The sequence below is a fragment of the Marinobacter azerbaijanicus genome, assembly GCF_030250645.1.
GTDB lineage: Bacteria > Pseudomonadota > Gammaproteobacteria > Pseudomonadales > Oleiphilaceae > Marinobacter > Marinobacter azerbaijanicus.
The window spans coordinates 95,816-108,597 of record NZ_JASSVS010000006.1 but is presented as its reverse complement, the minus strand read 5'-3'; the positions used below and the strand labels follow the sequence as shown (position 1 = coordinate 108,597).

Below are 12,782 nucleotides of genomic sequence, written 5' to 3'. Positions count from 1 at the left end.
TCGGCAACCACCAAGCCTTAAACCCATGGGAGCCCAGGTTTAATGCATCTCCGAGCCCACAGGCACACCGCGCAGAGAGTTGGGCATAGCCTCCCGAATCTCCACGTCGATAAAGTGCCCAACCACCTCCGGATTCTCATGCCGGAAGTTTACAATACGGTTGTTCTCGGTACGGCCCGCGTATTCACCGGGGTCTTTCTTGGACAGGCCCGTGACCAGAATACGCTGGGTTGTACCCACCATCTTGCGGCTGATGTCCATGGCCTGCTGGTTGATCCGCTCCTGGAGTATGCTCAGGCGCTTCTTCTTCACCTCCATCGGCGTGTCATCCGGCAGATCCGCCGCCGGTGTGCCGGGGCGGGCGCTATAGATGAAGCTGAAGGACACATCAAAGCCGATATCGTTGATCAGCTTCATGGTGTCTTCAAAGTCCTTCTCAGTCTCTCCCGGGAAGCCGATGATAAAGTCCGAAGAGAAACTGATATCCGGGCGGATCTTGCGCAGGCGGCGGAGTTTGGATTTGTACTCCAGTGCCGTATGGCCACGTTTCATGGCCGCCAGGATGCGGTCGGAGCCACTCTGGACCGGCAGGTGCAGGTGGCTGACCAGCTCTGGTACCTGCTCATAGGCTTCGATCAGCGAGTCCGAGAACTCCACTGGATGCGAGGTGGTGTAGCGGATACGGTCGATACCGTCGATAGTGGCAATCAGGGCCACCAGTTCGGCCATGTCCATTACGTCGCCATCGTGGGTCTCACCACGGTAGGCGTTCACATTCTGGCCCAGAAGGTTCACCTCACGCACACCCTGACCGGCCAGGTGTGCCACTTCCGCAATCACATCGTCCACCGGACGGCTGACCTCTTCGCCGCGGGTGTAGGGTACCACGCAGAAAGTGCAGTATTTGCTGCAGCCTTCCATGATGGAAACAAACGCGGAAGGGCCATCGGCGCCGGGGTCGGGCAGGTTGTCGAACTTTTCGATTTCCGGGAAGCTGACGTCCACCACGCCGACACCATTACCCTTGGCGCGTACTTGAGTGATCATCTCCGGCAGGCGGTGCAGGGTCTGCGGACCGAAGACCATGTCCACATAGGGTGCCCGGTCAATGATGGCCTGGCCTTCCTGACTGGCCACGCAGCCACCCACGCCGATAATCAGGTCCGGTTTGCTGTTTTTCAGTTTTTTCCAGCGACCCAGCTGGTGGAACACCTTCTCCTGGGCTTTTTCCCGGATGGAGCAGGTGTTCAGTAACAGAATGTCGGCGTCGTCCGGAGAATCCGTCATTTCCACGGTTTCACCGGTCTTTAGCAGATCTGCCATTCTGGATGAATCGTATTCGTTCATCTGGCAGCCGTGGGTCTTGATGTACAGCTTCTTGGCCATGTGTCTCAACGTATTTGGTATATGGTGGTGTATGGTTCGCGCCGGAAGGTCAGCATTGGCGCTCGAAAAAGTTAGCTGGTCATTATAACGGGGTGATCAATCCGCAACCACCTCTGTCTCGGCAATCCTCTAAATCGCTTGTGGTATTATTAGCTTTCCTGGGCTCGGGAGTTGAAGCGGTTGGGGCGAGGCTTTCCAAAAAACGCCCGTGAATACGTCCCTGTAGGGCTCGGTCGCGCCATCCCTGGCGCTCCACGTTTTTGGAAAGCCTCGCCCCAACCACTTCCCCGGCTGACGTGCAAAACCTCATCCACGTAGGTCGGATTAGGCAAAGCCGTAATCCGACAACCGAAGCCTGAAACACCACTAACCACTAACCAAAATTCCAATGACCCCCGAACGCCTAGCCCGAATCCAACAAACCCTCAACACCCGCCAACCAGACCTCAGCGTCCTCACCGACCAGGTCCACAAACCCCGCAACCTATCCGCCATCATCCGCTCCTGCGACGCCTTCGGCCTGGCCAACATGCACGTGGTCTGGCCGCGGGAAGGCTTCCGCGCATTCCGCAAAACCGCCGGCGGCAGCTACAACTGGGTCACCACTCACACCCACCCAACCATGGATGAGGCGGTGTCGGTGTTAAAAGGGCAGGGCCACAAACTCTACGCCGCGCAACTGTCAGACCGCGCAATCGACTACCGGGAAGCAGACTTCACCGTGCCCTGCACAGTGATCATGGGCAACGAAGTGGACGGAGTCAGCGACAGCGCCGCCGAACAGGCCGACGAACACATAGTGATACCCATGATGGGCATGGTGGAGTCCCTGAACGTGTCCTCCGCCTGCGCCATCATCCTTTCCGAGGCACAACGCCAGCGGAAACTGGCGGGATTGTTCGATTCTCGGCGACTGCCGGACGACGAGTACAGCCGCCTGCTGTTCTGCTGGTGCCAGCCGGTAGTAAAACGCTACTGCGACGACCGCAACCTGCCGTACCCACCCATCGACCCGGAAACCGGAGAACTGGTCGACGGCGTAGGCTGGATGCAGGAAGTCAGGAAACTACGCGCAAACCGCCCAAGATGGACCGATAAAAACCCGGTCACTACAATCGAGACGGAATAAAGGATGAACCGTGATAGCTTTATCGGTCACGGGGTGGGGGTACCTTTTCTGCCGGAAAAAGGTGTCCGAGCGCAGCGAGTTCTTTTTCCAGAAGAAAAGGTACCCCCGCCGCGGGACCAGCCCCCTAAACTACCAGGCTAGACGATCAGCAACCTCAATCCTCACGGCCTTCCAAATAGCGCTGCAACTGCTCCCGCAAAGCCTTAGGCAGCTTCGTGATCGTCAACGCATCATTGTCACGATCGTAGTAGACCGCCTGGTTAACCAGGTCCGAAGAAAACGACACACTCATGCCACCACCAGAACCCGCAATCCTCACCAACTTCTTAACCTTGCGATGATCCGGATGCAACACCCCGCTCTCCGGAAGCTCCGCCGTCTCACTGGCAAACTCCTTGAACCGCTGCGGCTGGTCCTCATCCAGATAACCCGACAGCGCCTCAATAGCCACCGGCTCACCCAGAGCATGCTGCTCTTTGGAAAATTCATAGGCCCGCGCCCGAATCTTGCCCGCTTCCTCCGGCTCGGACGACTTGGCGAAGGCTTCCACCGCATCCATGAAAGTCAGCGTTTCCTTCTCAACATCCACCTGATTGGTAAAGCCGCACAGCCGGATAAACAACTCCCCCGGCTCCCCGCTGCCACGGGCATGCACCAGCGTCAGGTAATTCTCCCCGGCGTTCTCACCCTGCCAGTCCTCCAGCTCAATACGCACCGCCAGATTCAGCCGCGACAGGCTGAGCACATCCGTGGTATCCAGCGACTGCTGGCCGTCAAACCGCAAGGCACTGTCGGTTTCCAGCACCAGCAGGTACATTACCTCGCCATCCGCCAGAGCCTCGTGCACCAGCATCAGATGGCCCTGATGCTCCTCCTGACTGCCGTTCAGCAGCTCCTGCCACTGGCCAAAAATGCGGTCGGTCAGGGAAACGAAGCTCTGTCTGTCCTCCAGATAGTCCTTCAGCCAGGCGCTGAACGGAGACTCACCAATGTCTTCGGAAAAACGACCGTACTTCTTGCCCGGCTTGCTGTTGAACAGACGCTTCATCTGCTTGTGGAGAGCCTCATAGTCGCCGCCTGGCTCGGACAGGGCCTCGCCAGGGCGAACCTGCGCCGGTTGTCCGGGTTGAAGCTGACTGGCGAAGAGGGTGCGGAGCTGTTTGATGGCCATGGAGATTTCGGGTCCTTGCTTGGCAATACATGAGAGGTTCTGAGGGTAAACCTTCAGGGGGTGGGATTGTAATGGATTTTTTGGGGTTTTGGGGGAATGGGGGAGAGCATAACTGGTTTGTCGGATTACGGCCTTTCGGGCCTAATCCGACCTACGGGAGGATATTCAAAGCAGGTGTGATCGGTCACGGGGTGGGGGTGCCTTTTCTGCCGGAAAAAGGTGTCCGAGCGCAGCGAGTTCTTTTTCCAGAAGAAAAGGCACCCCCGCCGCGGGACCAGCCCCCAAAACGAACCAGCCCCCAAGTCTTCAGACCAGAGGGGCATCTCAAGGTCGGGCCGCCGGACTAAACCCGTTTGTGCCGCATCAGATCCTGAACCAGCGAATTGACCGCATCAGTGATTTCCTGATCGTCATCCGCAGAAACAGACGCCGAAGCCACATCCGTACCCAGGTTCACCGCAATGGCCACCAGGCCATGGGCGCTGATGACCTGAGCAGCGCGGCGGCGGTCGTCCACATTGCCGGCATTGTCCTCGGTCAGCACCACAGACGTCTTGCCCTGGTCGAACAGCGCACGCTCGAGCGCCAGCGCCAACGCCGCAGCTTTCTTGCCGTTACAGGCAATGATGGCGGGCTTCTGGGCCAGACGACGCTCACGCTCCTCGCTGGTCACCGGATCCAGTGACTCAATCGTACCTGCAGTGCCGGCAATCATGCCCGCGCCGATGGTCACATTGGTCAACCGGTCGATGACGATGAAGCTGCCCGTGGCGTGATTGCGCGGGTACGCATCAAACGCGATGGGCTGGCTCAGGGTCAGCTCGCAGAGGCCGATCTCATTCAGCTGCAACGCAGAAGGATTGTCGTTCTTTTCCAGCGTGTTCACGTCGGTCTGGTGATGAATGGTCTTCACCGTACCGGAAGTAAACGTAGGGCCAAGCTTGATGTCATACAGTCGGCCGGTTTCCAGCGGGCCGTCGGTCATCCAGACGATATTGGCGGTAAAGCGGTTACCCACTTCTGGCTCATCCTCGGCCTTCACCAGCATATCGCCACGGCTGACATCAATTTCATCGGTAAGCGTCAGCGTGACCGCCTGATCGATGTAGGCCTCTTCCAGATTGCCATCAAACGTCACTATGTCCTTGATGGTGCTGGTGCGCCGGGAGGGCAGGGCCATCACCCTGTCGCCGGGGCGGACAACACCGGAAGCGACAGTGCCGCAGAAACCACGGAAGTTCAGGTTTGGACGGTTAACGTACTGCACCGGGAAGCGGAAATGCTCCAGGTTCTTGTCATGGGAGACTTCTACCGTCTCAAGAATGTCCATCAACGGCTGGCCGGTAAACCAGGGCGTGTGCTCGCTCTTGTTGACGACATTGTCGCCTTCAAGGGCGGAAATCGGCACAAAACGGATGTCCTTCAGGCCCAGCTTGTTGGCAAAGGCCAGGTAGTCATCCTTGATTTCGTTGAAGCGTTCCTCGCTGTAATCCACCAGGTCCATCTTGTTGATGGCCACCACAATATGACGAATTCCCAACAGTGAAGCGATGTAGGAATGGCGACGGGTCTGGGTCAGCACACCGTGGCGGGCGTCGATCATCAGAATCGCCACTTGCGCGGTGGAAGCACCGGTGGCCATGTTGCGGGTGTACTGCTCGTGGCCCGGGGTGTCGGCGATGATGAATTTGCGCTTGTCGGTGGAAAAATACCGGTAGGCCACATCAATGGTGATGCCCTGTTCACGCTCTGCCTGAAGGCCGTCCACCAGCAGGGCCAGGTCCAGCTTCTCGCCGGTGGTGCCCATCTTGGCGCTGTCGGTTTTCAGGCTCGCCATGTGATCTTCGTAGATCATCTTGGTGTCGTGCAGCAGGCGACCAATCAGGGTGCTTTTGCCATCGTCCACGCTGCCGCAGGTCAGTAGGCGCAGAAGTTCCTTGTTCTCGTGTTGCTTCAGGTAGGCCTGAATATCTTCGGCAATCAGATCAGACTGGTGTGACATCTTAGAAGTACCCTTCCCGCTTTTTCTGTTCCATGGAGCCGGCCGAATCGTGGTCGATTACACGGCCCTGACGTTCGGAGCTGGTGGCCAGCAGCATTTCCTGGATGATCTCCGGCAGGGTGTCTGCCTCGGATTCAATGGCGCCAGTCAGCGGGTAGCAACCCAGGGTGCGGAAGCGGATGTATTTCATCATCGGTTTCTCGCCTTCCTTGAGCGGCATACGGTCGTCGTCCACCATGATCAGCGTGCCGTCACGCTCCACCACCGGGCGTTTGGCGGCATAGTACAGGGGCACAATCTCGATATTTTCAAGGTAGATGTACTGCCAGATGTCCAGCTCGGTCCAGTTGGACAGTGGGAAAACCCGGATGCTCTCGCCTTTGTTGATCTTGCCGTTGTAGATGTTCCACAGCTCCGGGCGCTGGTTTTTCGGATCCCAGCGGTGGTATTCGTCACGGAAGGAATACACACGTTCCTTGGCACGGGATTTTTCTTCGTCCCGGCGGGCTCCGCCAAAGGCCGCATCGAACTTGTACTTGTCCAGTGCCTGTTTCAGGGCCTGGGTTTTCATCACGTCCGTGTGCTTGGCGCTACCGTGGGTAAAGGGGCCGATGCCCTGTTTGATACCGTCTTCATTTTTATGGACGATCAGATCCAGACCATACTCTTTTGCTTTGCGGTCCCGGAATTCAATCATTTCCCTGAATTTCCAGGTGGTGTCCACGTGCAAAAGCGGGAAGGGCAGTTTGCCCGGATGGAAGGCCTTGCGAGCCAGATGCAGCATCACCGCGGAGTCCTTGCCGATGGAATAGAGCATGACCGGATTGTCGAACTCCGCTGCGACTTCCCGGATGATGTGGATGCTTTCAGCTTCCAGCTGTTTGAGGTGCGTCAGGTTATAAGTGGTCATCGTATCCTGTTACCGCGTTTGCGTGCCTTTAAAGGCTGGGCGTGTGAATGCGGTAATGATACCAGATCAGGTCATGGCATAAGAAGGCAGGCAACTAGAGTTTGCTGCTATAACAATATAGCGGTGGAGCCGTATGCCGGAGAGGAATTACGCGTTCAGTCTGTCGAAGAAGAGAGCAGTTTGCTGACGTAGTTATTGACGTATTCATACCCGTTACCTTCGAATTCAGAAAACTGAATGCCAAGCTGGAACTGGTCACGGGCAATTCGGCGCATGTGGACAATATTGCCTCCGGCAATCACAGACACCGGCTGCTGGGCAACAACGGGCACCGAAAAGGTGGTGGTGACGGAGATCCAGTTGCCGGGAGCAGGCGTTTTCTGGCCGGGGATCAGTTCCCTGACGGCTTCCTGATCGCACAGGATCATGATGCCGGTTCGTGAAATATTGGAAACCTCACAGGTAAGGCAGCTGCCATCAGTTTTCTCGATTCGGACTTCGGTGGCAACGTCAACACGCTGCTGGTTGCGAAGGTTTGGCTTGGCGGCAACTGGTTTCATAGTGACTCTTCTGGCATCTCTGGTTTTAAAGGAGGCTGCCTTACCCATAGTTCAGTCCCTTTATATACTTGCACTCGTTCTTTGATATACCCACAAGAAACCCCCGGCAAATGTCACAGGTTTCATGTGACAGGTGCAGGGATGCGGCAAGCGCTTTATTGTTTTGCGTGTAACGAACTCTTTAACTTCCTGAAAGTCTAGTTGTTTGTTTAGTGATCAGCAAGTTGCCTGTCGCCAGACCTGTCAGATTTGTGAACTGAATATGAACACGGCGTCATCAAGGTTGATGCCTGTCAATTTCTGTTCGTCTGAATTCGCTGTCCACAGTGGCTTACGGCAGCAGGTCGGCTGAGGTAAACTACACGCCAACATTCACCTGGGGCCGAATACGGCGCCATGATTCCGTGCAGGTTATGACAGACAAGAGTTCATCCGTTTCCCCAGGCAATGGCAAAGTCGGCTTTATCAGTCTTGGCTGCCCCAAGGCGCTTGTAGACTCCGAGCGCATCCTCACCCAACTCCGGCTCGATGGTTATGACGTCGTGCCAACCTACAACGACGCTGACATCGTGGTCGTCAACACCTGCGGCTTCATCGATGCTGCCAAGCAGGAATCACTGGATGCCATTGGTGAGGCCATCAGTGAAAACGGCAAGGTCATCGTTACCGGCTGTATGGGCGTGGAAGCCGACAGGATTCGCGAGACCCATCCCGGCGTTCTCGCTGTCTCCGGCCCCCACGCCTATGAGGAAGTCGTCGGTGCAGTGCACCAGTTCGTGCCGCCGAACAGACAACACGACCCCTTCACCGATCTGGTTCCACCCCAGGGCATCAAACTGACGCCCCGGCATTACGCCTATCTGAAAATCTCCGAAGGCTGCAATCACCGCTGTACTTTCTGCATCATTCCCTCGATGCGTGGCGACCTGGTAAGCAGGCCCATCGGTGATGTGATGGACGAGGCCCAGCGGCTGGTGGATGCCGGGGTGAAGGAGCTTCTGGTGATTTCCCAGGATACCTCCGCCTATGGTGTGGACACCAAATACCGCACCGGTTTCTGGCAGGGCCGCCCGTTGAAAACGAAAATGCAGTCACTTTGCGAGGCGCTGGGAGAGATGGGTGTGTGGGTCCGCCTGCATTACGTTTACCCATACCCCCATGTGGACGACATCATCCCCCTGATGGCCGAAGGCAAAATCCTGCCGTACCTGGACATCCCCTTCCAGCACGCCAGCCCGAAAGTGCTCAAGGCCATGAAGCGCCCGGCCCATGACAGCAAGACCCTGGAGCGCATCCGCAAATGGCGGGAGATCTGTCCGGAGTTGACCATCCGTTCCACCTTTATTGTCGGTTTCCCGGGTGAGACCGAAGAGGATTTCCAGTACCTGCTGGACTGGCTGGATGAGGCGCAACTCGACCGGGTTGGCGCTTTCAAGTACAGCCCGGTGGAAGGTGCCAGGGCCAACGAGCTGGAAGGCGCAGTGCCGGAAGAAGTAAAGGAAGAGCGCCTGGCCCGTTTCATGGAAAAACAGGCACAGATCTCAGGTGCCCGCCTGCAGGCGAAGATTGGCCGGACGATTGATGTGCTGATCGACGAAGTCGATGAGGAAGGTGCCATCGGCCGCTCCAAGGCGGATGCGCCGGAGATTGATGGCATGGTTTACCTCAATGAAGAGACTGACCTGGTGCCGGGGCAGATGGTTCAGGCCGTGGTTGAGCATGCGGATGAGCATGATCTTTGGGGTCGGCTGGTGTGATTGGCCTCGAGCTGGCTTATTAGCCTGCTCGGGCTGGAGTTGACGCACGGCTGGGGACGGCTTTCCAAAACACGCTCCTTCGGCACGTCCATGTGACGCTTGAGCTCCGCCATCCATGGCTCCGCACATTTTTGGGAGAAGGCACCCACCAACGCCATCTATCACCGGGACACCGCCAAAAACGTCAAACCGTAGGTCGGATTAGGCGAAGCCGTAATCCGACAAATGGGATCGGCCGTTAACATGGTGTCGGATTACGCTTCGCTAATCCGACCTACGGATACCGTCGGAAGCCAGACAGGCGCGGGGCAGGAAGGGGGCTCCAAAACTGTGCGGAGCCATGGATGGCGGAGCCCAAGCGTCACATGGATGTGCCGAAGGAGCATGTTTTGGAGCCCCCTTCCTGCCACGTGCCGTTAACTCCGAATCCAGGCAGGCTGGGGCCGCAGCAAAACGCCACGCCCCAGTGTCAAAAGACTACCCCCCAAGCTTCTTAACAAGAATCTCATTAAACAGCTTCGGATTCCCCTGGCCCTTGGAGGCCTTCATCAGCGGCCCCATGAACCCGCCGAGCATCTTCTTCTGCTTCTTGGGGTCAGACTCCTGTTGATACTGGGCAACCTGATCCGGCATGGAAGCCAGAACCTCGTCCACCATCTTCTCAAGCTCACCCGTATCAGACACCTGCTTCAGGCCCTTGGCATCAATGATGGCATCCACATTGTCGTTTTCGCCGGTCCAGAGGGCCTCGAATACCTTCTTGGCGCCAGCCGAGGAAATGGTGTTATCGGCAATACGCACCACCAGGTCGCCCAGCTGGGCACCCGTGATTGGCGAGTCGGCAACGGACTTTTCCTCAGCATTCAGGCGCGCGGAGAACTCGCCCTGGACCCAGTTGGAAGCCAGCTTGGCATCCTTGCCGCGCTCGGCGGCGGCTTCGAAGAAGGTGGCCAGTTTCGAATCACTGGCAAGCAGGCTGGCATCATAGTCGTTCAGGCCATACTGCTCCATGAAGCGGGCCTTGCGGGCGTCCGGAAGCTCAGGAAGGCTGTTACGGGCCTCGTCGATGAAAGCGTCGTCGATCACAACCGGCAGCAGATCCGGGCAGGGGAAGTAGCGGTAATCGTTGGCCTCTTCCTTGGTGCGCATGGAGCGGGACTCGTTCCGGTCGCCGTTGTACAGGCGGGTTTCCTGGATGATCGTTCCGCCGTCTTCCAGAATATCCATCTGCCGCTCAACTTCGTGGGCAATGGCCTGTTCCATGAACCGGAAGGAGTTCAGGTTCTTGGTTTCTGTGCGGGTGCCCAGTACATCGGACCCTTTGGGTTTGAGCGAGATGTTCACATCAAAACGCATGGAGCCCTGGGACATGTCGCCGTCGCAGATGCCCAGCGAGGTGACAATGCCGTGGAGCTTTCTTGCACAGGCCACCGCCTCGTCCGCGTTATTCATGTCCGGCTCGGTAACCACCTCGATCAGCGGCGTGCCGGCGCGGTTCAGGTCGATGCCGGTCATGCCATGGAAGTCTTCATGCAGAGACTTGCCGGCGTCTTCTTCCAGGTGGGCGTGATGAATACGTACCCGCTTGGTTTCACCGTTCGCCAGATCAATATCCACGTAGCCGGGGCCCACAATCGGCCGCTCCAGCTGGGTGGTCTGGTAGCCCTTGGGCAGGTCCGGGTAAAAGTAGTTCTTTCTTTCGAACACCGAGCGGCGCTCGATTTCGGCGTTGACGGCCAGGCCGAACATCACCGCGTATCGGAACGCCTGCTCGTTGGGCACGGGCAGGGTGCCCGGCATCGCCAGATCAACAGCGTTGGCCTGGGTGTTGGGCTCGGCACCGTAGGCGGTACTGGAGCCGGAAAAAATCTTGGTTCTGGTGGCGAGCTGAACGTGAATTTCCAGCCCGATCACAATGTCCCACTGCATAGTCATTCTCCTGTCCCGGGCTTATTGCGGTTCACGCTGGTGCCAGTCGGTCACCTGCTGGAATTGATGGGCGGCATTCAACAGGCGGGCCTCGGAGAAATAATCTCCGATAATCTGCAAGCCCACCGGCAGGCCGTCAACGAACCCTGCAGGCACTGACATGGCCGGAATGCCCGCCAGGTTGATGGCGATGGTAAACACGTCCTCAAGGTACATGGTCACCGGATCGCTGGTTTTTTCACCCTGCACGAACGCCGGGGACGGTGTAGTGGGGCTCATCAGCACGTCCACTTCCTTGAAGGCGTTAATGAAATCCTGCTGGATCAGACGGCGGACCTTCTGGGCCTTCAGGTAATAAGCGTCGAAGTAACCGGCTGACAATGCATAGGTGCCCACCAGGATCCGGCGTTTCACCTCATCGCCAAAACCTTCGGCGCGGGTGCGGGTGTACATGTCCAGCAGATCTTTCGGGTCCTCGCAGCGATAACCGTAGCGAGCGCCGTCGAAACGCGACAGATTGGCGGAAGCCTCGGCCGGCGCAATCACGTAATAGGCGGCGATTGCGAGGTTGGCGTGAGGCAGGGACACCTCCTTCACCGTGGCTCCGAGCTTTTCATATTCCCGGATGGCGCTGCGAACCTGCTCCTCCATTGCAGCACTGAGGCTGCCGGTAAAGTATTCTTTCGGTAACCCGATGCGCAGGCCTTTCAATGGTTCGTCAAGGGTCGCGGTATAGTCCGGAACCTCCCGGTCAATGGACGTGGAATCCTTCGGATCAAACCCGGCCATCACGTTCAGCATCAACGCATTGTCTTCCGCCGTGCGGGCCATGGTGCCGCCCTGGTCCAGGCTGGAGGCAAAGGCAACCATCCCGTAGCGGGATACCCGGCCATAGGTCGGTTTCAGCCCGGTGACACCGCACAGCGCCGCCGGCTGGCGTATTGAGCCGCCGGTATCCGTGGCAGTCGCCGCCGGCACCAGCCGCGCAGCAACGGCCGCTGCCGAACCACCGGAAGAACCGCCCGGAACCCGTTTTTCACCCCGGCTCAGACCCCACGGGTTAGTAGTGGCGCCGAAATAGCTGGACTCGGTGGACGACCCCATGGCGAACTCGTCCATGTTGGTCTTGCCCAGACACACCGCCCCGGCTTTGCGGAAATTGGCGGTGACCGTAGCGTCGTAGGGCGGCACAAAATTCGCCAGCATCTTCGAGCCGCAGGTTGTGGCAACACCATTGGTGCAGAAAATATCCTTGTGGGCGAAGGGAACACCGGTCCAGGGCGTGGCTTTGCCGGCAGCCCGTTGTTCGTCTGCGGCGTGGGCATCCGCCAGGGCCTGCTCTTCGGTAATGGTAATAAAGCTGTTGAGCTGCTCGTCCTCTGTCTTCAGACGGCCCAGGTAGTCGCGGATCAGCTCCACGCTGGAAATCTTGCCGCTTTCCAGTTCACGGGAAAGCTCTGCTACGGATTTGTTATGCATGACACTTCCTGATTACGTCGCTGTTCGTCAGTTCACTCGATTCATTCGGAGCCTTCTGTTTACGCAGTGCCCGTTATTCAATCACTCGGGGCACAAGGTAAAGGCCATTCTCGGTAGCTGGCGCAATCGCCTGGAAAGCCTCCCGCTGATTGGTTTCCGTTACCTCATCCGGGCGCAGGCGCTGAACCGCGTTCAAGGGATGGGCCATGGGTTCAACCGACTCGGTATCCGCCGCGCCCAGCTGGTCCACCAGATCCAGAATGTTGCCCAGATCCTTCTCCAGCGCCGAAACCTGCTCTTCCTCCACCCGAATGCGGGCAAGAACAGCGACTTTTTCAATGTCCTCACGGGAAATGGTCACATTGCCTCCCAGTAATATGAAGTTTGGGTAATTTATAAGCCCGGCTAACCGGTAGCCAGTAGTTGGAACTCGCACGAGGTATGGGGGCACCTGGGAGA

10 protein-coding genes are annotated in these 12,782 nt (G+C 57.7%); 2 read left to right on the top strand and 8 right to left on the bottom strand.

The window, feature by feature from the left end; genetic code table 11:
• Window positions 1-39: 39 nt before the first annotated feature.
• Window positions 40-1,386 (bottom strand): tRNA (N6-isopentenyl adenosine(37)-C2)-methylthiotransferase MiaB, encoded by a 1,347-nt coding sequence (gene miaB / locus QPM17_RS13085; RefSeq protein ID WP_285391229.1) that lies wholly within the window; start codon window positions 1,384-1,386, stop codon window positions 40-42.
• A gap of 388 nt (window positions 1,387-1,774) precedes the next feature.
• Here miaB and trmH point away from each other — a divergent pair, with 388 nt between their 5' ends.
• Window positions 1,775-2,515, top strand: a complete 741-nt coding sequence (gene trmH / locus QPM17_RS13080) for a tRNA (guanosine(18)-2'-O)-methyltransferase TrmH (protein ID WP_285391227.1) — start codon at window positions 1,775-1,777, stop codon at window positions 2,513-2,515.
• A 154-nt stretch (window positions 2,516-2,669) separates the two neighbouring features.
• On the opposite strand, the gene QPM17_RS13075 is transcribed toward trmH, so the two are convergent.
• From QPM17_RS13075 to QPM17_RS13060, 4 genes are all read right to left on the bottom strand, one after another.
• The gene (locus QPM17_RS13075) at window positions 2,670-3,686 is read right to left on the bottom strand and encodes a nucleoid-associated protein (protein ID WP_285391226.1); all 1,017 of its coding nucleotides are present in this window, start codon (window positions 3,684-3,686) and stop codon (window positions 2,670-2,672) included.
• Window positions 3,687-4,029: 343 nt separating this feature from the next.
• Entirely contained in the window at window positions 4,030-5,688 is a 1,659-nt protein-coding gene (cysN, locus tag QPM17_RS13070; RefSeq protein WP_285391225.1) for a sulfate adenylyltransferase subunit CysN, read from the bottom strand.
• 1 nt (window position 5,689) lies between these two features.
• Entirely contained in the window at window positions 5,690-6,598 is a 909-nt protein-coding gene (gene cysD / locus QPM17_RS13065; protein ID WP_285391224.1) for a sulfate adenylyltransferase subunit CysD, read from the bottom strand.
• Window positions 6,599-6,753: 155 nt separating this feature from the next.
• Window positions 6,754-7,158, bottom strand: coding sequence for a PilZ domain-containing protein (locus QPM17_RS13060; RefSeq protein WP_285391223.1), 405 nt, complete (start codon window positions 7,156-7,158; stop codon window positions 6,754-6,756).
• A 413-nt stretch (window positions 7,159-7,571) separates the two neighbouring features.
• Here QPM17_RS13060 and rimO point away from each other — a divergent pair, with 413 nt between their 5' ends.
• Window positions 7,572-8,915: a 30S ribosomal protein S12 methylthiotransferase RimO gene (gene rimO / locus QPM17_RS13055; protein ID WP_285391221.1), complete on the top strand. Its 1,344-nt coding sequence runs from the start codon at window positions 7,572-7,574 to the stop codon at window positions 8,913-8,915.
• A gap of 477 nt (window positions 8,916-9,392) precedes the next feature.
• On the opposite strand, the gene gatB is transcribed toward rimO, so the two are convergent.
• From gatB to gatC, 3 genes are all read right to left on the bottom strand, one after another.
• On the bottom strand, window positions 9,393-10,844 hold the full coding sequence (gene gatB, locus QPM17_RS13050) for an Asp-tRNA(Asn)/Glu-tRNA(Gln) amidotransferase subunit GatB (RefSeq protein WP_285391220.1): 1,452 nt from the start codon (window positions 10,842-10,844) through the stop codon (window positions 9,393-9,395).
• Between the two features lie 21 nt (window positions 10,845-10,865).
• Entirely contained in the window at window positions 10,866-12,323 is a 1,458-nt protein-coding gene (gatA, locus tag QPM17_RS13045; RefSeq protein ID WP_285391219.1) for an Asp-tRNA(Asn)/Glu-tRNA(Gln) amidotransferase subunit GatA, read from the bottom strand.
• Between the two features lie 73 nt (window positions 12,324-12,396).
• Complete coding sequence (gatC, locus tag QPM17_RS13040; protein ID WP_285391218.1) at window positions 12,397-12,684, bottom strand: Asp-tRNA(Asn)/Glu-tRNA(Gln) amidotransferase subunit GatC; 288 nt, start codon at window positions 12,682-12,684, stop codon at window positions 12,397-12,399.
• Between the last annotated feature and the right edge of the window lie 98 nt (window positions 12,685-12,782).